The sequence below is a fragment of the Collinsella sp. AF02-46-1 genome, assembly GCF_003465825.1.
GTDB lineage: Bacteria > Actinomycetota > Coriobacteriia > Coriobacteriales > Coriobacteriaceae > Collinsella.
The window spans coordinates 15,012-40,836 of the sequence record NZ_QSBV01000020.1 but is presented as its reverse complement, the minus strand read 5'-3'; the positions used below and the strand labels follow the sequence as shown (position 1 = coordinate 40,836).

The 25,825-nt window shown below is 60.0% G+C and carries 25 protein-coding genes and 1 tRNA gene; 8 read left to right on the top strand and 18 right to left on the bottom strand.

What is annotated here, in order from left to right:
• Positions 1-146: 146 nt before the first annotated feature.
• From DWV20_RS08515 to purH, 4 genes are all read right to left on the bottom strand, one after another.
• On the bottom strand, positions 147-1,190 hold the full coding sequence (locus tag DWV20_RS08515) for a sensor histidine kinase (RefSeq protein ID WP_117640390.1): 1,044 nt from the start codon (positions 1,188-1,190) through the stop codon (positions 147-149).
• A 9-nt stretch (positions 1,191-1,199) separates the two neighbouring features.
• Positions 1,200-1,871, bottom strand: a complete 672-nt coding sequence (locus DWV20_RS08510; RefSeq protein ID WP_117640391.1) for a response regulator transcription factor — start codon at positions 1,869-1,871, stop codon at positions 1,200-1,202.
• Between the two features lie 182 nt (positions 1,872-2,053).
• On the bottom strand, positions 2,054-2,785 hold the full coding sequence (locus tag DWV20_RS08505) for a hypothetical protein (protein ID WP_117759752.1): 732 nt from the start codon (positions 2,783-2,785) through the stop codon (positions 2,054-2,056).
• Between the two features lie 81 nt (positions 2,786-2,866).
• Complete coding sequence (gene purH / locus DWV20_RS08500; protein WP_118237180.1) at positions 2,867-4,474, bottom strand: bifunctional phosphoribosylaminoimidazolecarboxamide formyltransferase/IMP cyclohydrolase; 1,608 nt, start codon at positions 4,472-4,474, stop codon at positions 2,867-2,869.
• 277 nt (positions 4,475-4,751) lie between these two features.
• Between purH and DWV20_RS08495 the strand changes: the two genes are divergently transcribed.
• Positions 4,752-5,393: an N-acetyltransferase gene (locus DWV20_RS08495; RefSeq protein ID WP_117843648.1), complete on the top strand. Its 642-nt coding sequence runs from the start codon at positions 4,752-4,754 to the stop codon at positions 5,391-5,393.
• Positions 5,394-5,582: 189 nt separating this feature from the next.
• Here DWV20_RS08495 and DWV20_RS09920 read toward each other — a convergent pair whose 3' ends face one another.
• A complete protein-coding gene (locus DWV20_RS09920; protein WP_158566360.1) occupies positions 5,583-7,529 on the bottom strand; it encodes a DUF2207 domain-containing protein in 1,947 nt (648 codons plus the stop codon).
• Between the two features lie 395 nt (positions 7,530-7,924).
• Here DWV20_RS09920 and gluQRS point away from each other — a divergent pair, with 395 nt between their 5' ends.
• Positions 7,925-9,043, top strand: a complete 1,119-nt coding sequence (gene gluQRS / locus DWV20_RS08485; RefSeq protein WP_255413322.1) for a tRNA glutamyl-Q(34) synthetase GluQRS — start codon at positions 7,925-7,927, stop codon at positions 9,041-9,043.
• Between the two features lie 15 nt (positions 9,044-9,058).
• Here the strand turns inward: gluQRS and DWV20_RS08480 are convergent, their stop codons facing one another.
• The 7 genes from DWV20_RS08480 to DWV20_RS08455 form a co-directional block, all read right to left on the bottom strand.
• The gene (locus tag DWV20_RS08480; protein ID WP_233539808.1) at positions 9,059-9,565 is read right to left on the bottom strand and encodes a hypothetical protein; all 507 of its coding nucleotides are present in this window, start codon (positions 9,563-9,565) and stop codon (positions 9,059-9,061) included.
• Between the two features lie 32 nt (positions 9,566-9,597).
• Positions 9,598-10,788, bottom strand: a complete 1,191-nt coding sequence (locus tag DWV20_RS08475; protein ID WP_117648577.1) for an IS256 family transposase — start codon at positions 10,786-10,788, stop codon at positions 9,598-9,600.
• A 103-nt stretch (positions 10,789-10,891) separates the two neighbouring features.
• A complete protein-coding gene (locus tag DWV20_RS09915; RefSeq protein ID WP_158566358.1) occupies positions 10,892-11,044 on the bottom strand; it encodes a hypothetical protein in 153 nt (50 codons plus the stop codon).
• A 304-nt stretch (positions 11,045-11,348) separates the two neighbouring features.
• Positions 11,349-12,176 carry a hypothetical protein gene (locus DWV20_RS08470; protein ID WP_118256803.1) on the bottom strand — a complete coding sequence of 276 codons (828 nt, stop codon included), beginning with the start codon at positions 12,174-12,176 and terminating at the stop codon, positions 11,349-11,351.
• Positions 12,177-12,249: 73 nt separating this feature from the next.
• Positions 12,250-12,852, bottom strand: a complete 603-nt coding sequence (locus DWV20_RS08465) for a ClpP family protease (RefSeq protein ID WP_118256802.1) — start codon at positions 12,850-12,852, stop codon at positions 12,250-12,252.
• Between the two features lie 108 nt (positions 12,853-12,960).
• Positions 12,961-14,445, bottom strand: coding sequence for a VirD4-like conjugal transfer protein, CD1115 family (locus DWV20_RS08460; protein ID WP_158566356.1), 1,485 nt, complete (start codon positions 14,443-14,445; stop codon positions 12,961-12,963).
• A gap of 37 nt (positions 14,446-14,482) precedes the next feature.
• On the bottom strand, positions 14,483-15,400 hold the full coding sequence (locus DWV20_RS08455; RefSeq protein WP_118256800.1) for a hypothetical protein: 918 nt from the start codon (positions 15,398-15,400) through the stop codon (positions 14,483-14,485).
• Between the two features lie 288 nt (positions 15,401-15,688).
• On the opposite strand from DWV20_RS08455, the gene DWV20_RS08450 reads away from it, so the two are divergent.
• Complete coding sequence (locus tag DWV20_RS08450) at positions 15,689-17,128, top strand: hypothetical protein (RefSeq protein ID WP_117767004.1); 1,440 nt, start codon at positions 15,689-15,691, stop codon at positions 17,126-17,128.
• A 69-nt stretch (positions 17,129-17,197) separates the two neighbouring features.
• Here DWV20_RS08450 and DWV20_RS08445 read toward each other — a convergent pair whose 3' ends face one another.
• Together DWV20_RS08445 and DWV20_RS08440 are read right to left on the bottom strand one after the other, a co-directional pair.
• Positions 17,198-18,085, bottom strand: coding sequence for a nucleotidyl transferase AbiEii/AbiGii toxin family protein (locus tag DWV20_RS08445; protein ID WP_089573599.1), 888 nt, complete (start codon positions 18,083-18,085; stop codon positions 17,198-17,200).
• A gap of 18 nt (positions 18,086-18,103) precedes the next feature.
• Positions 18,104-18,778 carry a type IV toxin-antitoxin system AbiEi family antitoxin domain-containing protein gene (locus tag DWV20_RS08440; protein WP_199408775.1) on the bottom strand — a complete coding sequence of 225 codons (675 nt, stop codon included), beginning with the start codon at positions 18,776-18,778 and terminating at the stop codon, positions 18,104-18,106.
• A 499-nt stretch (positions 18,779-19,277) separates the two neighbouring features.
• Between DWV20_RS08440 and DWV20_RS08435 the strand changes: the two genes are divergently transcribed.
• Genes DWV20_RS08435 through DWV20_RS08425 form a run of 3 tightly spaced genes read left to right on the top strand, consistent with a single transcriptional unit; the run spans position 19,278 to position 21,903 of the window.
• On the top strand, positions 19,278-19,820 hold the full coding sequence (locus DWV20_RS08435) for a DUF4342 domain-containing protein (protein WP_089573575.1): 543 nt from the start codon (positions 19,278-19,280) through the stop codon (positions 19,818-19,820).
• An 18-nt stretch (positions 19,821-19,838) separates the two neighbouring features.
• On the top strand, positions 19,839-20,624 hold the full coding sequence (locus DWV20_RS08430; RefSeq protein ID WP_117629962.1) for a response regulator transcription factor: 786 nt from the start codon (positions 19,839-19,841) through the stop codon (positions 20,622-20,624).
• Positions 20,608-21,903, top strand: coding sequence for a cell wall metabolism sensor histidine kinase WalK (locus tag DWV20_RS08425; protein ID WP_117769940.1), 1,296 nt, complete (start codon positions 20,608-20,610; stop codon positions 21,901-21,903). The genes DWV20_RS08430 and DWV20_RS08425 overlap by 17 nt, the downstream gene beginning before the upstream one ends.
• A gap of 75 nt (positions 21,904-21,978) precedes the next feature.
• Here DWV20_RS08425 and DWV20_RS08420 read toward each other — a convergent pair whose 3' ends face one another.
• Both DWV20_RS08420 and DWV20_RS08415 read right to left on the bottom strand, forming a co-directional pair.
• Complete coding sequence (locus tag DWV20_RS08420; protein ID WP_089573578.1) at positions 21,979-22,353, bottom strand: VOC family protein; 375 nt, start codon at positions 22,351-22,353, stop codon at positions 21,979-21,981.
• An 11-nt stretch (positions 22,354-22,364) separates the two neighbouring features.
• Positions 22,365-22,652: a PTS sugar transporter subunit IIB gene (locus DWV20_RS08415; RefSeq protein WP_055252380.1), complete on the bottom strand. Its 288-nt coding sequence runs from the start codon at positions 22,650-22,652 to the stop codon at positions 22,365-22,367.
• 163 nt (positions 22,653-22,815) lie between these two features.
• Here DWV20_RS08415 and DWV20_RS08410 point away from each other — a divergent pair, with 163 nt between their 5' ends.
• Both DWV20_RS08410 and DWV20_RS08405 read left to right on the top strand, forming a co-directional pair.
• Positions 22,816-23,439, top strand: a complete 624-nt coding sequence (locus DWV20_RS08410) for a hypothetical protein (RefSeq protein ID WP_118256799.1) — start codon at positions 22,816-22,818, stop codon at positions 23,437-23,439.
• Between the two features lie 31 nt (positions 23,440-23,470).
• Positions 23,471-23,555: transfer RNA gene (locus DWV20_RS08405), tRNA-Leu, on the top strand.
• Between the two features lie 343 nt (positions 23,556-23,898).
• On the opposite strand, the gene DWV20_RS08400 is transcribed toward DWV20_RS08405, so the two are convergent.
• Together DWV20_RS08400 and DWV20_RS10085 are read right to left on the bottom strand one after the other, a co-directional pair.
• Positions 23,899-24,900 (bottom strand): hypothetical protein, encoded by a 1,002-nt coding sequence (locus DWV20_RS08400; protein ID WP_118256798.1) that lies wholly within the window; start codon positions 24,898-24,900, stop codon positions 23,899-23,901.
• Between the two features lie 20 nt (positions 24,901-24,920).
• Positions 24,921-25,682: a septum formation initiator family protein gene (locus DWV20_RS10085; protein WP_233539807.1), complete on the bottom strand. Its 762-nt coding sequence runs from the start codon at positions 25,680-25,682 to the stop codon at positions 24,921-24,923.
• Positions 25,683-25,825 lie beyond the last annotated feature (143 nt).

Here is a 25,825-nt window from a genome sequence, read left to right as displayed (position 1 = left end):
CCGACGCCCCTAAAGTAGACACACATTTTGTCCTATAAGCCTACTTCAGCGAGTTGGCTGATAAAAGATAGCGTGCCGCCCCGTTTGGGGTGGCACGTTTTGTTTGGGCTGCACGTTTTTGTTTGGGTGGGCGTCTGCCGCGTGCGTTACTCGAAATATTGAAACTTATTCGTTGAAAACGCGAATGTTACGACGAAGCCTTCGCCGGGCTCGGATGCCGCGGTGACGTCGATGCCCATCTTGGAGCACAGGCGCGCCACCAGGTAGAGGCCGATGCCCGTTGCGCGCTTGGTGGTGCGGCCGTTGTCGCCGGTAAAACCCTTCTCGAACACGCGCGGCAGGTCGGCCGCGCTCACGCCGCAGCCGTTGTCCGCGACGGTAAGCTCGATGCGTTCGCTCGCCAGGCCCTCGTCCAGCAACGCGCCCGAAAACACGATCTTTGCGCCGTCCTCGCGCGCATATTTGATGCTGTTCTGAATAAGCTGGCCTAGAATAAACTCGAGCCATTTCTCGTCGGTAAAGACCTCAAAGTCGAGGTTCTCGCACACCGGAGCCACGTGCGCCGCGATAAGCTCGCGCGCGTTGGCTTTAATCGCGCCCGTCACCAAGGTCTTGAGATCCCAACGGCGAATCAGGTAGTCGCGCTCCACGACTTCCGAGCGCGCATAGTACAGCGCCTGGTCGATATAGCGCTCCACGCGAGCCAGCTCGCGACCCAGGTCATCCACACGCGACAGGTCGTCTTCGCTGCCGTCCAGGTTTTCCAAAATCAGGTGGGCCGCCGCCAGGGGCAGCTTGGCCTCGTGGACCCAGCTCTCGATATAGTCGCGATAGTCATCGGTCTGACGTCGGCCTTCGGCAACCTCGTCGCAGGCAGCTTTGCCCACCCGGCGCAAGACCTCGTATTCGAGCTCGCCCTCGGCATAGGTCGGGCATTGCACCATCTCCTGCACCCATGCGGGACTCTCGAGCTCCTCTGCCGCGCGCTCCAACTGACGCAGAAAACGGCGACGGCGAGCGTACTCGATCACGATGCCGAGCATACCGAAGATAAAGGACACGCCAACCGCCACGACCACGATAGAAACGGGTGCGCCGGCGACCGTCAGCACAAAGCAGCTCAGCAGCACGCCGCACGTCCACACGGCGACGGGAAGCAGTGCATCTTTAAAGAACTTGCCAAACGACATAGCCGGCCCCTAGACCGAATAGCCTTGGCCGCGATGCGTGGTCAAATACCCCTTGATGCCGATTTTTTCGAGCGTGGTGCGCAGGCGGTTGATGTTGACGGTGAGCGTGTTGTCGTCCACGAAGGCATCGGAGTCCCACAGGTCCTGCATGATGGCCGAGCGCGAGACGATCTTGCCCGCGCGGCTCAGGAGCAGAGAGAGGATGCGCAGCTCGTTTTTGGTGAGCTCGGTGCTGTCGCCGGTTGCCGTGTTGGTGACCGCGGAGCGGGCGAGGTCGAGTTCCAGCCCCTTGTGGACCATGGTGCTACGCTCGCCTGCCGCCGTGGTGCGGCGCATCAGCGCGTTGATGCGCGCCACGAGGACGCGGGCGCTATAGGGCTTGGAAACGAAGTCGTCCGCGCCGAGCGTCATGGCCATGACCTCGTCGATCTCGGTCGTGCGCGACGTGAGGACGATGATGGGAACCTCGGATTCGCGGCGGACTTCGTGGCAGATATGCTGGCCGTCTTTGACGGGAAGCGTCAGGTCGAGCAGTACCAAGTCGGGTGCAGCGGCCAGGATGTCACGCGAGACATGCTCGAACGACTCGCAGGCCTCGACCTCAAAACCGGCACGGGCAAGGATATCGGCAAGCTCACGACGAATGGGCTCGTCGTCCTCAACGATATAGATCAGCGCCATGGATTCCGTTCCCCCCCCTCTTGGTTGTCTTACTGCCATTATTGCCGCGAAGTCGCCGGTGCGCGCCTCGCGCGGCATTAAGATGACAGAACTGTTCGCGAACGAAAGCGTTCGAATCGCCCCTCGCTCGCAGCGGGCGCGGGGATCAAATGATTAAATAATCCCCGTCCCAGAATAATCATTTAGCGGCGGGCGCGAAGCTTTTCGTAGCCGTCGGCAAAGAAGGCGACCGTCGCGGCATCAGACTCGGCGGCGTCGGCGTCGGTGGCAGGCACCACGCCGTGCTCGTCGCTTACCAGGAACAAGGCGCCCTTGAGCTGTGCGGGAATGTCTACGCGCGTGACCGGGATGCCCTTGGTCTGGGCCAGCTGCTCTATGAGCGTCGCCGTGCCACACAGGCACTCGTCCGCCGGCGCCACAAAGGCCAGCTCGCCGTTGTTGACGGCAGCGAGCAGCTCGGGCGCCACGCCGGTTTCGTCGGCCTCGGAGCGGGCCTCGGCGGAGCGGGCACGCAGCGCCTTGGCCGAAGTATCGGCCAGCGGCTCGTACTCACCCACCGTCATGGCGGCATTGCCGTTAACGTCGATCACCAGCATGAGCACGCCGTCGTGCGCGGTGTAATCGCCCTCGGCAAGCGACCACTCAACGTGCTGCTTGGCCCAGCTGAGCATGTTATGGGTAAGCGGCTCGCCCTGCACCAAGCGCTCGGACAGCGCGCGAATGTGACGGTTGAGCATGGGCACCTTTTTGTTGGACATGCGCCAACGGCAGATAAGCGCGGGCTTGTCGAGCGTAAACTTCTCGACCGCCTCCTGATTGGCGCAAAAGTCCTCGTACGCACGCTGATCCTCGGCATTGCCAAACAGCTCGGCATCATCAATCTGGGGCATGGTCATACCTTTCGTGTTAGTCATTCCGTCCTCTTATACCAAAAAGACGGCCCTCCAAACGGAGCGACCGTCTTTTGCAGAGATTATTTTGTCCCGAGGCGAAACTTAGTGCCTAAAGTGGCGGGCGCCCGTGAAGACCATCGCAATACCATGCTCGTTGCACGCCTCGATGCTCTCGTCGTCGCGCTTAGAGCCGCCGGGCTGGATGATGCAGGTCACGCCATGCGCGGCAAGCACGTCGACGTTGTCGCGGAACGGGAAGAATGCGTCGCTTGCGCAGGCAAAGCCGCCCTTCTCCACGCCCTCGCGCTCGCAGAAGTCCTCGGCACGCTCGCAGGCAAGTAGCGCAGAGTCGACGCGGTTGGGCTGACCCGGGCCCATGCCAATGCCGGCCTTACCCTTGGAGACCAGGATGGCGTTGGACTTAACGCCCTTGCAGACCTTCCAGGCAAACTCGAGCTCGGCCATCTCGGCGTCGGTGGGCTTGCGGTCGGTGGGGAACGTAAAGGTCGCGGGGTCCTCGGTCACGTGGTCGACCTCCTGCACCAGCATGCCGCCGTCGATGGAGCGCAGCTCCACCTGGGCGCCGTGGTCCACGCCGCCGGTAGCCAGCACGCGCAGGTTGGGGCGCTTGGCCATGCGCTCGAGCGCCTCGGCAGTGTAGCTCGGGGCGATGATGACCTCGACGAACTGCTTGTTCTGATCGGCAAAGTGCTCGACCAGCTCATAGGGAACCTCGCGGTTGCAGGCGATGATGCCGCCGAAGGCGCTCTTGGGATCGCAGGCGAAGGCGCGGTCGTAGGCAGCCGTGATGTCCTCGGCAACGGCAGAACCGCAGGGGTTCTGGTGCTTGAGGATCACGCAGGCCGGCTCGTCGAACTCGCGGACCAGGTTCCAAGCGGCATCGGCATCCAGATAGTTGTTGTAGCTGAGCGGCTTGCCCTGGATCTGCTCGGAGCCAACGAGCGGGAACTGCGAGCTCGCGGTGTTCTCGCAGCCCTCGGCAAAGCGGTAGACCGTAGCCTTCTGCTGAGGATTCTCGCCATAGCGCAGGTCGTCGACCTTCTCCAGCGAAATCTCGAGCTTGGCAGAGGTATCCGCCACGTCACTTGCCTGGGCGGCAAGCCAACGGGAGATAGCCGTGTCGTAGGCGGCGGTGGTCTGGTAGACCTTCACCTGCAGGCGACGACGGGTGGAAAGCGTGGTGCAACCGCCGGTCTCGTGCATCTCGGCCAGGACGGCATCATAGTCGGCCGGATCGGAGATGACGGTAACGCTCGTGGCGTTCTTGGCAGCAGAGCGCAGCATGGAGGGACCGCCGATGTCGATGTGCTCGATGGCATCCGCGAAGGTGACCTCGGGGTTGGCAACGGTCTTCTCGAACTCGTACAGGTTGACGACGACCAAGTCGATCAGCTTAATGCCGTGCTGAGCGGCCTCCTGCATGTGCTGCTCGGAATCGCGGCGGGCCAGCAGCGCGCCGTGAACCTTGGGGTGCAGGGTCTTAACGCGGCCGTCCATCATCTCGGGATAGCCCGTGAACTCCTCGATGGGGGTTACGGGAACGCCCGCGTCCTCGATGGCACGAGCCGTGCCGCCCGTAGAGATGATCTCGACGCCAAAGTCATCGACCAGCGTCCGTGCGAAATCGACGACACCCGTTTTATCGGTAACCGAGATCAACGCGCGTGCGATCTTCACATCAGATCCCATGCAGTCCTCCTGTCTGGTACGCCGCCGTGCTCTGTGAGTCGGTGATACGTCGATCTGCAGCGCTCGCGCAGCGGCATTGAAAATACTGATTCAATGTAGCGCATCGAGCGCGTCGATGCACCCCGCAACGGTCGCATGTGCAGAAAAAGCTTGCGAGCGGAGGGCATGGGCGCGGCACCGGGCGCGGTGAGTTCATGGAACACAGGGGCACCATAATTCGATGCCAATGGCGTGGTAGAACTGTGCTCGATATGCATCCGCAAAAGAAAGAGGCACCATGGTCTCGCGGGTTCTCTACCGACCGTTTGATACCGAAGACTTCGACACCATCGCGCTGATTCTGCAGCAGCTTTGGCATAACAATTCGGATAACGATGAGTACAACCGCCTTGAGGCCGCGTGCGACCTTGCCTACTGCCTTTCGTCGTCGACGTTTTCGCAGGTTGCCGTCATCGACGGCCAGGCGCGCGGCATTGCGCTCGCGCGTGCGGGGCAAAGCTCCGGCGCCACCGTCAATGAACATTGGATGGATACCGAGCGCGCGCTGCTATCGCAGATGCGTGAGCTGGAGCCCGATGCCTGCGCCGAGTATCTCTCGTTTGTGCGCGCAACCATCCGCACCAACAACCGTCTGCTCGAAAGCAGCCCCCTGCCACACGACAACGAGGTCACGCTGCTTGCCGTGGATCGCGATGTCCATGGCCTGGGCGTTGGCTCGGTCTTGCTCGACGCCGCGGTCTCGCACCTGTCCTCGCGCGGGGCGACAAGAGCGCACCTGTACACCGACTCCAACTGCTCATGGAAGTTCTACGAGCTGCACGGCTTTAAGCGCACGGCCACGCACCGCGCCAACCGCGAAGAGCGCCGCCACGACATGCCGCGCGAAAGCTTCCTCTACGAACTCGATCTAACAGCCTAAACCTGGCAGCTAGGGACGTTCCTTTTGTGCCGGCACCCCGGGACACTCCTTGGCAGCAACCGCACCTAGTCGTTAGGAACGTTCTTAAATGACTAGTTGCTGGGGACAGTCTTCGTAGGTAGCGCGTAAAAAGGGGATGGGCTTTCCCCGACGGCTGTCGAGAAAAGCCCATCCCATAATTTACGACCGTTAGAACGTTCCGCCGCCGCCTCCGCCGACGCCGCCACCGCCGCCACCGGAAAAGCCGCCGCCGCTGCCGCCGCTCGAACTATCGGAACTCGAAGCCAGCTCGCGGATGGTCTCGTGGTACACATCGTTGAACGAATCGAGCGGGGACTCGTTGCCGTAGTGATGGTAATACCACCAGTAGCAGGGGTAGTTGTCGTAGAAATCGTCGCTGTTGCGCAGGTCCGCAGGCACGGCCTCGGCCAGCTGTCGCAGCACTTCTTTCGAAACGCCCAGGGCAACGCCCATCACCAGCAGTTTGTTCCACAAGATCAGGTCGCTGGGAATGGCCTCCTTCAGGCGCGTAAAGTCCTCAAGCCAATGCTTGAGCGCTTTACAGCGAGCCGCCACCTCGGCGCCCTCCGGCGTGTAGCGACGGAAGGTGCAGCTCAGGACAAAGCCCACGATCGTGACGGGGATCGAGATCATAGCGGCACCGACATTGGCATCCGCAAAGTCGGCATAGAACAGAGAGCCCAAAATGCCACAGACAATAATGATGCCGAGAACCAAGCCGGCAACCAGGGCGATGGTGCCGTCCGAGGCGATAAGCTCGCGCGCCTCCAGCTTGCCCTTAACCGTGCTCTGATAGTCCTCGAGCTTGTCGCCAACAGATGTGGTGCGCTCGCTAGCGTACTCCTCCAGCTCGCTAAACGTGCGCGAACGGACTCCGTCCTTATCGGGCTTAACGCCGGCGAAGAAGACCTTGAGCACATCGCGATCGATGCCGTCCTTCTTGGCAGCCTTCCAGGCCTCGTCGGTCACTGTGATGCGATACGTCTGCTCCTCTTTTTCGCGACGGAGCAGACCCTTCTTCTTGGTCTCGGTCGCTTCTTCCAGCTTGATCACGCGGTCGTCGGTAAGCTTCATAAGCGTGGCGATATATGCCTGATCGGGCACCTCGTTCCAGCTCATGAGGGCCGAAAGCACGGCGGGATGGTCGGCCGAAGGCACATCGCGGAAATATTCGTCCTGGAAAAGCGGCTTGGGCTTGCGGCGGCGCAGCTTGAGCACAACGATTGTGCCGGTAAAGGCCACCGCCGCGACAACACTTAGCACGGCAAGCGCATTGGCAATCATGCGAGCGTGAGCGCGGCGAGCGTTGGCCTCGTCGGCCCATTCCTTCTCTTCGCTCAGAATCGTCGACATGCGCTTTTCGCCCGAGACGGCAAGCTGCGGCACCCAGTCGCTGGGGAAGGCGATGCGTGCCTCGGCGAATTCGCCCTCATGCACGCAGGGAATGGTATAGGTGACCATGGGCTCGTCCGCATCGAGCGACACGTCGCCCGTCAGCGGGCCGTGGCCCCATGCGCGGAAGTTATCGCCCTTGACGGCAGCCGTCCCGGCAGCGGCATTTGCAAAGTAGACTTCCATCTCGACGTCATCGGAGTCCGCAGACCAGCCGTCACCCACAAATTTCCAGTAGAGCTCGGCGGTATCGGCCCAGTTCATAACCGCACCGGTCATGGAATAACTCACGTAGTAGATTGCGCTGTCGCCGCTCTCGTGAGGGCTGAACACCTTAATCTTTACGCCGTCGTCGGACTGCTCCACCGTGTAAACGCCGTCGTCGCCTTTATTTGCGCTGTCGACCTTGTTAAACGCAGTGTCGTCTTCCTCGACGCTCAGCACATTGACGACCACCGAGCCGCCTTGCTGGTTAGAGCCTGTATTGATATCCCAATACACGCCGTTAATGTCATCGTCGAAATCGAACTGGCGTCCCTCGACAACGGTCAGCGAGCCATCGGCCTCAACCGTGGCACCGATATAGGTTTGGCTCATGGAGTAGCCGTCGGCGTGCGCGACGGCAGGCAGCAGCAACAACGCAAGCGCGACGAGTGCGCAGACGGAAGCGAACCGCGCAAACAGGCGGCGCTGCCGACAGGGCTGGGCAACGGGGGCGTTCATAGGCACATCCTTTGTCTGTGGTACCAGTAGCGTCATTGTCCCACGTTTGCGAGTTCATGTGACGAACATCTAGGTCAGCGGAGCGTCAAAACGGGACAAAAGTCACGCCCGCCGCCGGCACCTGGGGACGTTCCTTATCTGCCGGCAATCTGGGACACTCCTTGGCATAGCCCGCTCCGGCAATAGATACCACTTCATAGCTCCATCACAGGTGTAGCGGCTTTGTGTGGGCGCGGCATGCGCTGATTGAGCCGCCAGTTGAGGGGCATAAAGCAGTTGAGCGAAAACGGTTTGCCCCTTTGCCGTCCGCTTGAGGATCATGTCCCCCTTTTCCGCGGAAACCCCGGCAGTTGCGAAGAGCTGCCGGGGTTTCTGTCGTTTGAGGGCTAGATTGATTGACGACGATTAAGGCGCCGAGCCGGTGGTCCGGCACGCGCAACGTGTGGCCTCAGCAACTTGCAGGCCACGGCAGCGTCTCCCCCACCACGCCCCGCGCTATACTCGTCCGCATGGACATCAACGCACGCAACATAGCAACAACCGCCGCCGACGCGCCAACGACGCCGGCCGCTCCCGCGCCCGTCGTGGGGCGCTTCGCCCCGTCGCCCTCGGGCCGCATGCACCTGGGCAACGTGTTCAGCTGCCTGTGCGCGTGGCTTTCGGCCCGCAGCCAGGGCGGCAGCATCGTGTTGCGCATCGAGGACCTGGACGATCGCTGCAAGCGCCCGGAACTTGCCGCCCAATTGATTGACGACCTAGCCTGGCTGGGGCTTGAGTGGGACGAAGGCCCCTACTACCAGCACGATCGCCTGGACTTGTACGAGGACGCCCTGCACCAGCTGCAAGACGCCGGCCTCACCTATCCCTGCTTTTGCACGCGCGCCGAGCTCCACACCGCAAGCGCGCCGCACGCGAGCGACGGCACGCCCATCTACCGCGGCGCCTGCCGAGGCCTTTCTGCCGAGGAGGTTGCCCGCCGCAGCATCCTGCGCGCTCCGGCCACGCGTCTGCGTGTGCCCGACGTCGACGACCTCGCAGACGACGTGATCGAATTTGTGGATCGCACGTACGGCGCCCAATGCGAAGCACTCGCCACCGAGTGCGGCGACTTTTTGGTGCGCCGCAGCGACGGCGTGTTTGCCTATCAGCTAGCCGTGGTGGTCGACGACGCTGCCATGGGCGTCACCGAGGTCGTGCGCGGATGCGACCTGCTGGGGTCCACGCCGCGCCAGATCTATCTGCAGCACCTGTTGGGACTGCCCACGCCGCACTACGCACATATTCCGCTGCTCATGGCACCGGACGGCCGCCGCCTTTCCAAACGAGACCGCGATCTGGACCTGGGCGAACTCCGCGCCCGCTTTGGCACGCCCGAAGCGCTGCTGGGTTGGCTCGCCGGACAAACAGGCATCGCGCCGGGCACCACGCCGCGCTCTGCCGAGCAGCTGGTCGAGCATTTTAGCTGGGATGTTATCCGCAAGCACAGGGAGAACATTACCGTAACGGCTGAGTAATCAGGCACCCCACCCCTACGCAACATCCCAGGGCTGGAGTTCGTCGCCCAGGCGAACGATGCAGTCGTAGAGCACGGTGTGGCGCTCGGCCGGGTTGGCATCCCGATGAAAATGCCCGTAGTACCAGCGCTTGTAGTCCAAGCGATCTTCCAGCTCGTCGAAAAATGCCGTAAGCCGATCGACAGCTGGATAATTCCAGCCAGGTGCCGGATAGAGCGTGGGCGAGAGCATGCGCGTGGAGCAGGTGTGGGTGATCACGTAGTCGACCTTCCAGCCCACGCTATCGAGCTTTGCCCGCGCCTCCTCAAAGTTGCGCTCGCCCGGCAGCTCCTGCGGCCACCAGCTGGAATACGGGATGCGGTATTCCTTGTCCACACTCGTGGCGCCGCCCATGGTAAAGATCGTCGACCCACCGAGCTCAAAAACCTCGCCGCGCGTCAGGCGCCGTATAGGCGAGGTGTCCGACAGGCGTTGCGTCAGTCCACCGTGCCACAACTCGGTACCGTCAAGATTCTTTCGCAAATTGATCGAGGCGGCCTCGGCCCCGCCTTGCTCTAGCCCTCCGCCTTCTTGCTCAGCTCGTCCATCTCCTCCAGCTTCGACATGTCCAGGTACCTCCTCTTGCCCCATTCGTGCTCCACGATGTACTTCAGCCTCGCCGTCACCAGCATCAGGGCCGAGTTGCCGTCCGGGAAGGTCCCTACGACTCTCGTCCTCCGCCTGATCTCGCGGTTGATGCGCTCGATACCGTTATTGGTCCGGATTCTGCGCCAGTGCTCCGGCGGGAAGTCCGTGTAGGCGAGAGTCTCGGAGAAGCCGTCGCGCACCGTCCTCGCGGCCGCGCCGAGCCTCATCCCGTCCAGCTCGTCCGCCACCTCCGCCGCCTTCCTCGAGCACGCCTCGCGCGATTCCTGCGCGTGAATCGCCTTCAGCATGCGCGCCACGGCCTTCCTCCTGGTCACGGGCACCCTTCCCAACACGTTTCGGTAGAAGTGGACCGTGCAGCGCTGGTAGCGTGCCCCGGGGAACACCTCCTCGAGCGCACCGAGCATCCCCGCGCACTTGTCGCCGGTGACGAGCCGCACGCCGGAGAGCCCGCGCCCCCTGAGCCACGAGAAGAACTCGCGCCACGAGTCCGCCGACTCGGTGTAGCCCTCCGCGCAGCCGATGACCTCCCGGTCGCCGGTGGAGTTGACGCCGATGGCCACCAGAACGGCCACGTTCTCGTAGGACCCTCCCCAGCTGCGCTTGAGGTAGATGCCGTCGACGAAAACGTAAGGGTAATCGCCCTCGAGCGGCCTCTGGCGCCAGGCCTCGATGGACGCGAACGCCTTCTCGTTGAGGTTGGAGACGGTGCCGGAGGACACGGGCGCTCCCCAGAGGAGTTCGGAGACGTCCTCGATTCTCCTGGTCGAGACGCCCGCGAGGTACATCTCGACGATGGCCTCCTCGACCGAAGTCTCGCGCCTGCGGTAGCGCTCGATAACGGCCGTCTGGAAGGTCGCGCCGCGCAGCTTCGGCACGTTGAGCTCGACCTCTCCTGCCCCGGTGACGAGCTTTCTCGCGTAGTGGCCGCTGCGGTATGCCTCCCGGCCTGCCGTCCTCTCGTAGCGCCCGGCCCCTACGAGCTCGGACGCCTCCTCGTCGAGCAGCGCGTTGAGCGTCTCCTCGACGGTCTTCCTCACCAGATTCTTTATGTCCTTGCGCAGCGACTCCTCGTCGACTGTTACGATGTTCGCAGACACGGCCCGTGCCCCTTTCGTCGTTGATTTGTTGTTTAGCCGCTAGAAATCATATGACGGGGCGCGGGCCGTGTTCCGCTATGCGGTTGTCAATTTGCGAAAGAAATTATGCGTCACCTGGCAAATCAATGCCGATCGTCTCTTTCAACTCATCGCTTAGCGGTTCTTCAAAATCGAAACAGTTGAGGAAAACGTCGGTCGCCTCCTCAACAAGCTCATCACCAGCAGAGGAATACTCAGCCCAAACCATCTTGTCCATTTTGCTCGCCTGGGTCATTCCAACCTTGCCGCGAGCACGTCGACGCTCATCGGATGATGCAAGGTTCCAGATTATTAGAGCAACCGCGCCCGGCGTTCCGCCAATGGCCTTGGCTAACGCCTGGACATCCTCGCTTGTATCATCGACCTTTTTTAATGGTAGGGCGAGGTATAAGAACAGAGCCGCAAGGGTTTCTTCCCTCGACTATTTATCTCCACGACTAGCCATGATTGCTCCTCGCCCGCGCACCGCTCACTTAGCTGCTCCAAGATAATCCCGCGGGGACCGCACTTGCCGCCTTTTCTCATTCGTCGGTGAACGGTTGAAACAACGGCGCTTCCACGCGCTTCTCATACCCGCGCTCAAGCTTCTTCCCAAGCTCCGCGGCACAGCGCTTCGTCTCCTCGGCAAACAGGTCATCGATAGCTCTATCAATCCGAACGCAGGTCTCGAAATGTTCGTCCTTCCAGGGCAGATCAAGGCCCAGGCTCGTATCCCAATAGCCGCCGAGCCTTGCGTTGATTACTTCCTCGGGATACAGCACGTCTTGGCGAACACCTTCGATCACCTCATCCTCGTCCATGTCACAGGCTGCATCGTCCTTCTTGAGACACTTGCGCAGCTCCTTTTGCTCGCGGATGCGATGCAGCGCGCTGGCGCACACCACAGCCAAAAAGCGGTAACGTTCGCATAGGTCCCATTCGCCGCCGAGCCATACTCGATAGCCCAGAACGACGCTTGCAGGCTCCTCGTTCAGTAGGAACAGGTCCCACGGGTACACCTCAGCACACGCGTCCTCCCCTGACTTTTGCGCGCCACTGCGCGTAAAGGCGCACGGTTCTACGTCGTAATAGTCAAAACCGTGGCCCGCATCGCGACGATTGATGACGTGCTTGGGCAACAGGACAATCTTGTCGCTGGGCTCGGGGTCGATCTTGCGCAGCTTTTTGAGCTTGCGGCGGACGCGTTTTAGGCCGCGGTCGCTATCGCCACAGCCGCAACCGCCTGCCTTGTCGTCGTATCGCAGGGCGACCTCGCGCGCCAGGATCTTTTTGTCTGCCGCGCACAGCAGGTCGCTCACGGTAGGCAGGTCTTCCCACTCAATGCCATCGACATCCCAAATACTGCTCATATTCAACCTCTTTCTGGCTGTGAATTTACGCGCTCGATCGTCCTGCCCTACATGCCAAAAGGCATGCGCCCTGCTAGAGCGCCTTCTTGCTGGGCGCAACCACCTCGTCCACCAGGCCCAGCTCTAGGGCGCGCTTGGCGTTACACCAGCAGTCGCGCTCGGTGAGCTCGTGGAACTCCTGGGCACTCAGGTTGCCATGCTCGGCCAGCAGCTCGTCCAGCTCGGCGCGCATGGCCGCCGTGTGCTGGGCCACGATCTCGATATCGGTCTGCTGCGCCATGCCCGTGCCGCCCATCAGCTGGTGGATGAGCACCTGCGTGTGGCGGTACACCTGGCGGTGGTCGCCGCAGGCCAAGATCACCGCGGCCATCGAGGCCACGACGCCCTCGCCCACCGTGATCACGGGGCAGTCGAGCGACTGCATGGTGTCGATGAGCGCCAACCCCGCTGTAACGCTGCCGCCCGGGCTGTTGATGATGAGGGTGATGGGCTCGGTCGCGCTTTGATGTTCCAGCACCAGCATGGACTTAATGAGGCCGTTACAGGTCACATCGTTGACCTCGCCCTCCAGCAGCAGCACGCGGCTGTTGAGCAGCTCGCTTGCCATATCGACGGCGGCAACGCGGCCGTCCTTGGACTTCTTAATGATGCTGGGCTCACGATACATAACGGACATGGCAATTCCTCTCTAGATGGAATCGATAAGGGAAACTGGCCGCACGGCACATGGCAAACAGAGGCCGTGCAGCCAAAATGCAGGTCAAAATGCGCGAGGCTGCAAGGGTTAATCCCTTAGCCACTTGGCTGCATTGGGATGGTCGTCGCAAAAGTACTTCTTGGCGCGGAAGGGACGCATGCCGGTCACCTTGACCAGGCAATCGGTGCGAGGCATAAGCCCAACCTCGCCTGGGGTCATCACGCAGCCGCGCACATCTACGGCAGTGCGCTCGGCGCCCACGTACTTGGTGCCCAAAACCGACTCGCCACACAGTTCGCTTATGTAGTTCTGCGTCGCGATGTTGCTGCCGCCACCCATATAGACCAAACTATCGCAGTTATCGAGAATGGTAAGCGCCGTGGATTTGCCGTACACGGCATCGAGCTGGCTCAGCGATTGCGCACACATCAAAAAGCTAATGCCGCGGCTGCGCACGGTCGCAATGCTGCGCTCAAAATCGGGGATGCGTCCCACATTGGGAAACTCATCGAGCACAAACTGCACGCGACGCTGCAAATGGCCGCTGGGGCTGGCATCGGCACGGCGCTGGGCAAGGTTAAACAGCTGCTTAAGGGCAACGTTCGCAAGCCATGCATTAGCCGAATCGTTGTCGCTCACCTTAAGATCGATCACGCGCTTGCCCTCGTCAATACGATCAAGACGCATCTCGTCATTCTCAAAAACGCGCATGAGCTGAGGCGTCTTAAGCCGCGAGATAGTTGCATTGAGCGTGATCAGAATACTCTTAAGCGTCCTATCTGCCGCACCTCGAAAATCGCGATACTGCTCAACGCCGTACAGGTCTGCGTTCACAGCCCCATACTTATCGAGGAACTCCTTGGACTCCACCTCTTCTACAAGGTAGTCCAACGGGAATCGGCCCTCGCCATCCCCCGTGACCTTGATGAGCGCAGCCAGTTTAAAGACGTTGTTCATCTTAAGGTAGCGGCGCGGAGCATTGGGGTCCTCGCCCGGCGCAAGGGTGCCGGCAAGACACTCCAGGAGATACAGGATTCCAACAATTGCTCGAAGCAGCAGATCGTTTGCGTTATCCCAGAACGGATCATACCTACGGCTACGACCGTCAGGATCGACCCCCTCCATGATTGCCGCCACCGTAGTGGGGATATCCTCGACATCCATCACGTAGCGCAGAGGGTCGTATCCGGCCGACTGCTCGGGATTAACAGTATCGAGAACCGTTACCTCGTAGCCGTCCTCTTCAAAGCCTTTCCCCGTACGGCGCAGCAGCTCACCCTTGGTGTCTGTGACCACATAACAGCATTCGTGGTGATTGAGCAGGTTGGGCAAAATGAAACTCGCCGTTTTGCCGCTGCCGGTACCTCCAAAGGCAAAGACATTGTTGGACACACTCGTCTCCCAATGCTTGTCGTCCTCGTAGAACGCCACCGTGGCACCCTTAGCCAGGATCACATCGCGCTGCTCATCGCCAGACGACAGCGCCTGCATCTCCTCCTTAGTCGCCCACTTCTTGGTCTGATACTCCGTTTGCTGCGCGGCCTCGTAGCCGTACATCTTGATGACTGACATGGCGTGGCTCCTTTCTTGTCCGTGACGTTGGTGGTTGTTAAGCAATGCGATCGACACCGTCGTCCTCATTGAGCTGTGCCGAGCGCGACGACTTGGTCGCGTGGCCGATCAGGCGCTCGGCCTGCGCCAGATAACTCTCGCGAGCAGCAGTTGAAACCGTCCCGTCGCGCAGATACGCAAGCAATGCATTAATCATCAGCTTGTCGAGCAGGTCGTATCCCTTGGCCCGAGCGCAGTTGAGGAGGTAGCGGTCCTGAAGCCCCCGTACCTTAGTTGCCAAATCGATTTCCATCTTTTCCTCCATGTAATAAAAAGTGTGTCGTTCGTCCAAAAGTGCCTCAAACGGGCGTTTGACGCATAACTCAAAGTTGAAACGCGGACTCGTATCGAACACGCGTCGTTGCACCTTGAGGTAGCGCTTATAAAACATGACGGCATCATCTTCATCCGCCGTAAAGCCACGCGATCCATCGCGGTGCAGCCGGTCGTAAGGCTTTTTGCTATCGATATGGCGCACGAATGGGGACGGAATATAGACATCCTTCTTGACGTTGTACTTCATCCCTGTCGTAACCTGCTCAAACAAGAGAACGCCAGCTGACTTAAAAGCCGCATTACATCCATGCCTAAACATGCTCACCACGGCTGCCACGCTGCCCATGCAGCTATCGCGCGGGGAAAAATACAGCGAAAGCAAAGCGAGCGTCGCAGCAGTCAAAAGCTCGCGGGCCTCGTGTACATCGGCTCGATACTGCTCGGGCACCAGCCCGGGAATATCGGGCGAGCGCTCTTCCAGCACGCCAACGAGCGATTTAGCCAGGCGCTCGACGTTCTTCTCGCCGCAGTACGGACACGGAAGTGGCAGCTCTGCCTTCCTGTTCACTTCGCACATACCGCGGAGATCCTCGTCGATCGCACTGAGGAATGCCTCGTAAATACTGTCCCGTTTCTTCATGAATGCTTCTTTCTATCCGGTTTCAGGTGGTTGATGTAAGTCTGTTCTAAGTTCTAGAATATTCTGACGCTAGAACGATGATTATTGATCTAACCTGTAGTTTCATAAGTGAAATCATCCTGCTCGATTGCTTAGTTTGCCTAAAGGCTACAAAGCGAATGTATCAAGCAATTGCTATTGAGTTGGCTTTGGATTGCTTCGAGGATAGCACAGCGTGCTGTTCTCGTCATTAGAAATTTTAATATTTTTCTGCTAATATAAACCCACTGAGAAGAAAGGGCTCTATACATGCGTGAAACTACATCATCATTGCCACGCCTCACCGCCGCCGCCCTCTCGCGCGCGCTTAACCTGGAACAAGGCAGTCGCCTGCTCACTGTCCGTCTGCCTGGCGCTGTGGATGCCGAAGATCTCGCTAAGTGCTTTACCCTAAACGGTAACGGCGTGCCCGATATTAGTGAGCTTGAACCTGGAAAGCAGAATGCAAGCGATGATGATGCAGCGCCGGTGTTTGTCGATGCATCAAACTACTACCGCGCAAATAAGCACGATATCGAAAAAGACAGTGCCGCGCTCATCGATTATTTGGAGCCTGGCTACCTTGATTTTTGCGACTGGGGTCCTTTTATTTGGTGCCTGTATGCTCTCGCCCTTTCGGGCCGCACTCGAGCAGCCGTGGTACTTCCCGCCGATTTACTTGATAAAGCTGAACAAGCACGCACGATTTTGATACGCGAAGGGCTCATCGAGAGCGTCGTTTATTTGCCACTTTCCGAGCCCAGGCCCTACATGACAAGCGCGCTCCTCATACTGTCTTCAGGAAATCGCAGCGTTGCATTTCGCAGCGCAATTGAGCCCGGACCGCGTTTTCAATATGTGACTAAAACATCGTATTACTCTGATATCACCTTTTCTATCTCTCCTGACTGGGCCCGCATTGATACCAATACGCCAAGATCGACGCCAATCGAAACGTCCACTTTTGCCACGCGCGAGCTGCTCCAACACCACGCCGCTCTCTCAAAAGGCAAAATCAGCCTCATCGCCATCACCCGAAACTACAGCGCCACACTCGGTGACTCTTTTACGCGAGTCGCGCCATTCATGCCCCGCGAGAGCACGACATCGAACGACATTGACGCAGTCGAGGTGCGCCGAATCTCATCTCAAGATTTTCAGGACGGCAATCTTCTGCCCGTAGATGCTTCAGATAATCAAAATAGCTCGGATTCTAAATTCGTAAAGGTGGACCCCAGCGTTCTCGATCGTTATGAGCTCCGCGCTGGAGATATCGTCATGCCGCGCATGCTGGGTCGCTACGGCGCGTCCAACCTGCTCGTCGTCAGCTCCGATGACGCTAAGCAGCATCTGGTTGCTTCGCATAACACCACCGTCATTCGCCCGTCATTCCAAACGATGACCGAAGATGAGCGCGTAGTGTTTTCGGAGATAATTGTTGGATACCTTACCGAAGGCCACGGGGCGCAGCTGATTCAAGCATTAACTGAAGCAGCCAGCATCCGCGCCATCCGTCCTAGCGACCTGTTTGAGATCGAAGTCCCGCCGGCGCTCGACCCGCGCACACGCGAGTATAGCGAATCCATCAACCGCTTTGCCGAGGTCGTAAGGACAAAGAAACAAGCCGAGGCCACTGTCGCCCAAGCCCAGCGCGACCTCGAAGGCGCAAAAAAGGCCGTCACCCAGGTGGTCGACCAGACCTGCGAATAGCGCATAGGCAGTAGAAACGTCTTAAGCCGGCGACAGGAACTAATTCTGCCGCCGGCTTAACTATCTAGCCTATTCCCATCCCGTGGTCTGAGGATTCCATTTGCACACATTCGCCGAATGATTAAAGCACGGTGTATACAACCGATTGACGACCTCTTCTGCCCCAGCAATGTTCCCCGCGAGATCAAGTACCCCCGCCTGCCTCGCCATCTTTACGTACTGTGCAGAACCATTTTGTTTCCACCAGAGAGGCGCCACGAACTCTTCCGGCATTGCCACTTTGCGGGCAGACGCTTCTTTCTCGACCCTCTCGACAAGCGTAGCCCCATCGACGAAGCAAGTTTTCGCGTACACCAAGATGTCGACTATATCCTTGATTCGCGATGAAGCACGGCCCTCATGCATCTCTATCATTGCGAGCAATTTATCTGCAAGGGCACTCTCCACTCGGCATACTCGATAGTCGCAGACTGGGAGCCCCTCGATATTCAGACGATCGATCGGCGCAAGAACCTCAGGCTCAAGTCCCCGCACTTCATCAATTACCAAGTCAATTGAAATTGGCTGTAGCTTCTTGGTTCCCATAAAGGGGGTGAACCACACCTTCGCACCGCACCGATACTCATCTTCTTCTTTGATTTGCTCTGCACGATCAAAGACGAACGAAACGAAATCCTCCAGATCAATCGAAGCAGCCTGCACCAGATCGACAATAGCCTCTTCGAGACTCTCCTCTTGAGCAACCAAGTCAATATCTCTTGTGACACGTGCATCGAGTGTTCGCGCCAGGACGCTTTGACCGCCCTTGAGCACAAAGCTGCCGTCATCTTCTGAAAAAACGCGACATAGGAAGCGATGAAAGTAGAAACCGACGATTGCCCGATTAGTATCCATTGGTGATTCTCTTGCGGCATTCCTAACAGCCATCTCCAATGCGGCAGGCGTTTTGTACTTCACCATGTCCTCCGTTTCGCATTACCCGTTCAGTACCATCAGCAAAGGCGCCATCAGCTCGCGTCGTTTGGCGGTTTTAGAGTTCTCCTCTACAAGATCCTTCAGCCGTTGTATATCGAGTCCACGTCCAAGCGCGTCGTGATAGGCATCGATAATTAATGAGGGATCCTCGCAATCGAGGCAAAGATCGACAAGCGTGCGCTCGGGTTTAGTTACCGGCAGGCCGTCGAGCCAAACGATGTCCCGCTCAGCAATCTCGCGCTTTACAAAAGAAAGGGATTCGTTTCTTGTATTGATACGCATGGGCGCGGTCATCCTGTAGGGGGACAGATAGAAATCGCCCATTTGCTGCAGGTTCGCCGCTGTCGTACCGCTCACGGCGATGCCATCCCACTGACGTTTTCTCTCCCACGCGCAAAGGGAGGGATTGGTGAGCTTCCAAAAGGCGTTGAGTTCGTCGGTGTCTCGGCGCTGCGTTCCAGACATCCGGTAGGCGCCGTGGCATATCCGTTCAAGACGCCCTGCGCGGCATGAGTGCGCCAGCGCATCTCGAGAGATGTCCATGCGAGCCGCCTGGGCTGTGGTGAACACGCCCTCGCTCTCGGAAAGCTCGCTTATCGCCGCTATGTTGCTAAAGTACTTCATGCTGCAATTGTAGGATATTTTCATACTTTTGCAACGTGATTTTTGATCCATTAGATCCGTTTGCCTTGTTTACCCCATTTCTGACGCCGTTTTGCACCGGCACCCCATCCCCCGCTATTGAGGTCTAATACTTTTCCGCGAAGTGAACGGCTGTTTTTGGACCCCTGAAACATCCGCATTTTTCGGCGGCAAAATCGTGGGATTTCAGCATTGAAACCGCAGGAAGCGGCACCTCTAAAGTGTCGATGCTTCGGGGGTCCGTTTTCACTCATTCACTTCTCGGAAAAGTATTAGACCTCGCTATCAGCTATCCCAAAGATCAGACCGCCCCTCCTTCACGCCACGCAAAACCTGCCTTTTCTGCCCCTGCCCGCCTCCGCACCACCCAAAAACTCATCCAACATTAATCTTGGCTCAAGAATCGCTTAATCTATAACCTGCACTATAGAGTTCGACCAAGGGCGGGGCGGCGCAACGCAAACCGCCGAACGCAACGCTCGCGCCCGAGCAAATTGCCCGGCGTCGCGCCCATCGAACGAAAGGACAGGTCATGGACGACCTCGAAAAAGTTGAAACCATCCGCACCAAGTGCAACGTGAGCTACACCGATGCCAAGGCCGCGCTCGACGCTGCCGACGGCAACGTTTTGGATGCCATCATTTGGCTCGAGTCGCAGGGCAAGACCCAGACCACGTCGGCGCATGCCGCCACCGAGTCCGCGCCAGTCGATGAGCCCTCTGCCGAGATGGTCGCCGCGCAGGCAGCCTACGAAAAGTCGAGCGAAAAGACCGACTTCTCCAAGAAGATGGACAGCGTGTGGGAGTACCTCAAAAAGCTCTTCCGCCTGAGTCTGGACACCAAGTTTATCGCCACGCGCCGCGATGCGATCATCCTCAACATCCCCATCCTGATCCCCATCGTCGCGCTGTTTGCCTGGGGCGCCACGATATGGCTGATGCTGATTGGCCTGTTCTTTGGCATGCGCTACCGCATCGACAGCGACGGCGACGTGCCCGGCAGCATCAACAACCTTATGGATAGCGCTGCTAACGCCGCGGACGACATCAAGCAAAATCTCAACGACGACAAGTAATCGCAGACGGGGGCACGCATGGCACGGATCCTGATCGTAGAGGACGAGGAGAAAATCGCCCGCTTTGTGACGCTCGAGCTGGAGCACGAGGGCTACCAGGTGGAACACGCCGCCGATGGCCGCACTGCCGTGGACCTGGCGCTGGAGCGCGACTACGATCTGATTCTGCTCGACGTGCTGTTGCCGCAGCTCAACGGCATGGAGGTCTTGCGGCGTGTCCGCAAGCACAAGGATGTGCCGGTGATTATGGTCACCGCGCGCGATGCCGTGATGGACAAAGTGGCCGGGCTCGATGCCGGCGCCGACGATTACCTGACCAAGCCATTTGCGATTGAGGAGCTGTTCGCACGGATCCGCGTGGCACTGAAGCGCTCGGAAGCCGTGCGAGCGGCTTCGGGCGTTGGCGGCGCCAGCGCCGGGGCTGGCGTAGCGAGCGGCACGGCCGCCGGTATCGCCACAATGTCCCCGGCAACCGACACGGCCCAGACCGCTGCCGCGCCCTCCCCCGCCGCGCTCACCGTGGGTTCGGTCGCGCTCGATCCCGACCGCCGCGAAGTCACGGTCGGCGGCTCGCCCATCGCGCTCACGGCCCGCGAGTTCGACGTCCTCGCCCTGCTTATGACGCATGCCGAAACCGTACTCACGCGCGAGCGCATCGCGCACGAGGCGCTGGGCTACGAATACGTGGGCGACACCAACAACGTCGACGTGCACATCGCGCACCTGCGCGCCAAGATCGAAGACGCCGGCGGTGCCCGCATCATCCAAACCGTGCGCGGGGTGGGCTATGTCTGCCGCGCGTAACGCCGAGACCAAGCGCGTCACCTCCATCGCCCGTGCCATCAACTGGAGCTACATGTGGCGCCGCCTGGCGAGCTACATCTGGCTCGACCTGTGGCTGCTGGTTGCTGCGGCGGCGATCCTCATCTATGGCTATAACCAAACGCTGCCCGACGGCGCGTTTACCGCGGGATGGATCCCCGGTGCCGCCGTCCACGGCATGTCGCTGACGCCCGCGCACGGCTGGGACCCCGCCACGCTCACCTATACCGTCGAGCTTGCGCGCACCACCAAGACCTTCCCCCTCGCGCAGGACCTCATCGCGCTGTGGCCCCTCTATCTTGTCGTTGCAGGTGGGCAGGTCATCAGCGTGCTCAACATGCTCGGCGGCGCCCGCCGCGTGCGCCGCACCATGGCACCGCTCAACGACCTGGCCCTGCGCGTAGACGAGCTCAGCCGTATGCAGCTCTCCGGCGGCAAGATGGAAACGCTGGAGCAGGCCATCGAGCGCGCAAGCGTCGACTCGCCGAGCGTCACCACCGGCGACGCCGACCTGGCGAGCATCGAGGTCGCGCTCAACCGCCTGCTGCGCCAGATGCAAGAGGCAAAGCTGCAGCAGATGCGCTTTGTCAACGATGCAAGCCACGAGCTACGAACGCCCATCGCGGTGATTCAGGGTTACGTAAACATGCTCGACCGCTGGGGCAAAGATGACCCGGACGTGCTGGCGGAATCCATCGCGTCCCTCAAGGCCGAAAGCGAGCATATGCAGGAGCTCGTGGAGCAGCTGCTGTTTTTGGCGCGCGGCGATGCCGGGCGCACGGTCCTGCGGCGTGCGCATACCAACCTGGCCGCACTGGTCGGCGAGGTATGCGAGGAATCGCAGATGATCGATACCGAGCACACGTATCGGCTGGCGTACGACACCACGCTTGCCAACGACCCGCGCTGCGACGCATCTGTCGACGTGGCGCTCGTGAAGCAGGCTCTGCGCGTGATCGTGCAGAACGCCGCCAAGTATTCGAACGCGGGAACGACCGTCACATTTGGCATAACGACCGATGCGGGCATGGGCACGATCGACATAGCCGTTGAGGACGAGGGTATCGGCATGAACCAGGAATCCGCAGCTCACGCGTTTGAACGGTTCTACCGCGCCGACAACGCACGCGATGCCGGCGCGCAGGGCTCGGGTCTGGGGCTTGCCATTGCCAAGTGGATCGTCGATAGCCATGGTGGTGTCATTGGCGTGACCTCAGTCGAGGGCGTCGGCAGCCGCTTTACGATTCGCCTGCCACGATAGAAAGCCCCTCGGCATAAATAAAGGGATAAGGCCATGCGGCCCTATCCCTTTTTGCTAGCTATAGCAGCCTGTGCGCTACTCGCGGCACAGGTGCACGGCGAAGCCGGCGAACTCGCGCTTAAAGTACACGAGCTTGGTGCCGCCGTCGGGCAGCAGCACGCGCGACTCCTCGTTGACCTCGAGCCCGCGCTCGGCAAACCACTTCTCGGCCGCATCGATGTCGTTGACGGCAAAGCCGATGTGGCCCTTGGTGCCACGACCGTTCTGCTTCATGACCTCGATCAGCGAATCGTTAAAGTACGAAACCGGGGTCTCGATAACGGGCAGGCCCATCATCGTCGAGAACAGCTCCGCAATCTCCAGGGCATCTGCCGGGTCGGTGGCGTTAATGCCCACATGGGCAACGCGCATGCCAAAGAGCTCGACCGGATTGGCGTTCTGCTCACTCATACAGTCAGCGCCTACTGAGCCATGACGTCGAGGACGGCCTTCTCGGCAGCGACGCGGTTCATGCCGGTCATGAAGGGCACGCCGCTCACGTACGGGCAGGTGAGGCCCTCGGGAGCAACGGTGGTGGCGATCAGCAGGTCGGCGCCCTCGTCGCAAGCGTCCTTGGCCTCGGAGATGGCGCACTGCACGATCTCATACTTGCCGGCATAACCGTTGGCGTCGAGCATGGTGGCGACCTTCTGGGCAACGAGCGTGGAAGTAGCAGCGCCAGCACCGCAAGCCAAAACGATCTTCTTCATAGGTAATGTCTCCCTTCATGGTTTACTTTAGGTAAGTGTACCGCAGCGAGCGATGGCACTCAGCCTCGATGAGCTTTTATGCCAGTTTGCTTGTGCGCTGCGTATAATACATCTAGTACGTGTTGTCATACCGCTCGCTTTATGAGCGACTAAGGATCCTAACATGCCCGATTCCCGCACACTCTGGACCGCCGTCGTTATCATCTGTATCGCCGTGTCGGTGTTCTTTAGCGTCAAAAAACGCACTACGTTTAAACGCCTGCAACAGTTGATGGCCGCCAAACAGTGGGCCGAGTTCGATCGTTTGCTCGACGGCAAACTCACCAGCATGCTGTACCCGCGCTACAACCGCGACTACCTGCGTCTGAACTCCTATCTGCTGCGCGAGGACCACGAGCGCGCCGGCGAGATGTTCGACCTGCTGCTGGGACTCAACCTGCCCAAGATGCAGCGCGTCGACCTGGTGATCAAGGCCTTTAACTACTACGTTGGCCAGGAGGACCGCAAAAAGTCCAAGGAGCTGCTGCATGAAATCAAGGGCTTTGAGGGCGGTCAGGCCGAGGCGGTCGCGCACGAGTGCCAGCTGATGTACGACACGATGATCCTCAAGCGTCACAACGACATTCCCGAGCTGGAGCGCATGCTCGAGGATGTCGGCGACGACCCGGTCAAGCGCTGCCGCTTGGAGTACCTGCTGGCCCTGCAGTACCAAAACAAGGGCGACGAGGCCAAGTTCCAAGAGTTCCTCGAGAAGTCGGGCCAACACTCGATGGCCGTCAACGCGTAACGGACGGCTTGTGCTAGACTTCTAGTCTCACGGGGGCGTGGCGGAATTGGCATACGCAGGAGACTTAAAATCTCTCGCCGCAAGGATTGTGGGTTCGAGTCCCACCGCCCCTACCATGTATTGTTTACGAGCCCGTGTCCCCCAGGGATGCGGGCTTGTTTCTTTTGGATGCCGGTGGGGCTCGAACCCGCGAGGGGGCGAGCGTCAAGCGGACGCGCAGCGTCCGTAGCGAGCCGGCGAGGGCGCCGACAGGCGGCCGAAGCCGGTGCGCATTTGCGCAGCAAATGCGCAGACGTCCCACCGCCCCTACCACGTATTGTCTACGAGCCCGTGTCCCCAAGGGATGCGGGCCCGTTTTTTGGGCGCCGGTGGGGCTCTAAGCTGCGGTGGAATAGATCCTGTTTATACCGTTTACCAGCTTATTTAGGAACTATTTCACCGCAACTCAGAGAAGGATGGTTAAAGGGTGCTCAGGCTCGGGGTCCAGGCGATGGTGGGGGTCGCGCCGTCGAGAACCTCATTGATGGTGGCGGCCATGCCAGCGAGCAGGCTGTTCTCGCTTACGGTGAGTGTCTCGTAGCCGCCGGCGCGCATGAGTTCGCGAATCACCACGGCGCCGGCCAAGATCACGCCCGCGCGCTTGGGTTGCACGCCCGGCAGAGCGGCGATGCCCTCCATGTCCAGCGTGGACATGCGCTCGATAGCGGCCGAAACCTGATCCATCGAAAGCTCGCGCAGGTGCACAAAGCTCGAATCATACGGCTCCAGCTCGTGAACGAGTGCCACGAGCGTGGTGACGGTGCCGCCCACCGCAACGAGGCGTTCGGCGCGCTCAAAGTCGCTGGGCAGGCCTTCAAAATAGGCGGCAAACTGCTCGCCTGCCCACGCGGCAGCGGCAGCAAGCTCGCCATCCGCGGGCGGCAACGCGGAGAAAAAGCGCTCCGTCACGCGGCGACAACCGATGTCCAGCGAGCGCGTTCCCTCCAGCGCAAAGACCCCGCGCTCAGGCGCATAGACGCCCGTCGCGAGCTCCGTGGAGCCGCCGCCCGAATCGGCGACGATAATGCGTTCACCGGCAAAGTCGTGCGCCACGCCAAAAAACGTCAGGCGCGCCTCGACCTCGCCCGGAATCACCTGCGGCTCGAGCCCCAGCTCGCGCAGGCCGTCCAGCAGCAGCGCGGCATTGGACGCATCGCGCGCGGCGCTCGTGCACGTGGTGCAGACGCACGCGGCCCCAAAGGCACGGGCCTCATCCACAAACATGCGGCACGCAGCGAGCACGCGCTCAACGGCCGCCTCGCAAAAGCGGCCCGTCGCGTCCACGCCCTCGCCCAGGTCGGTAATCTCGGTATGCTTGGACGATTCCACAATCGCTCCGCCCTCGACCTGGGCCAACACCACTCGCGACGACACCGTTCCCAGGTCGATCGCGGCCACCTTATAGCGTTTGCAATTTGTCATTGCGGGCTCCCCTCCGGGCGCTATTTGCCGTTGGACACGACCGTCTGACCCTCGACGCCGTTAAACCCAAACAGCATGTCGAGCGCCTGGATGTACCACGGCGCGTCCTTGCCGACTTCTTCGATTTCCTTGGCCACTTCGCTGGCCTTCTTGGCGTTTGAGGACTTTTTGCTCGACGACGAGTCCGAATCGTCGTCCAAGCCTAGCACGTCAATCTTCTTCTCGCCGGGCATCACCAGGCCCAGGTCCTCGGACGCCGCGTCCTTGATACCCTCCTCCGAGAGCAGCTTGTCGACGCTTTTTTGCAGCTCATCATTGTATTGCTGGCGAATCTCGACCTGCTTGGCCAAGATATCGCTCGAACGCTTTGCCACGTACAGGTCGCGCACGGGGAAATACAGGCTCACGAGCGCCAGAGCCACCACGATACCGATAAACAGCGGACGCAGAGAGCCATGCGTAAAGTCATAGATTGCCTTGACCACCGCATTGTCGTTGGCGTAGCGCATAAAGTCCGAGCCCGAAAGACGGCTCGAAGGCCTGCTCGATTTGTCGTGTGCCTGAGTCGAGGGACGCGATGCATGCGACGAACGTGGCGGGCGCACCGGTCCATCTGCCAAGGTATTTGATTGAGCATTGGGGCGCGAGGTACTTGCCGGGCGCTGCGTGGAGCGGTCGGCGCCGGCATAAGCAGACCCACCGAGCTGCACCGTGCGCGCACGGCGAGGCGACGGCTCGCGCGAACCGGCGGAATAGTACCTGTTGTCGTAAATCTGATCCATGTGCGCCTTGTGCGGTTGAGGTTTGTTTGCGCTAAGTCCTTTAGTTATAGCACGAGCGCCTGCACCGCCTTCGCCAGCCTTTGCTCGACATAAAAAAGGCGCTGAGCCGTATGGCCCAGCGCCCATGGCGCTTTGCAGCATCC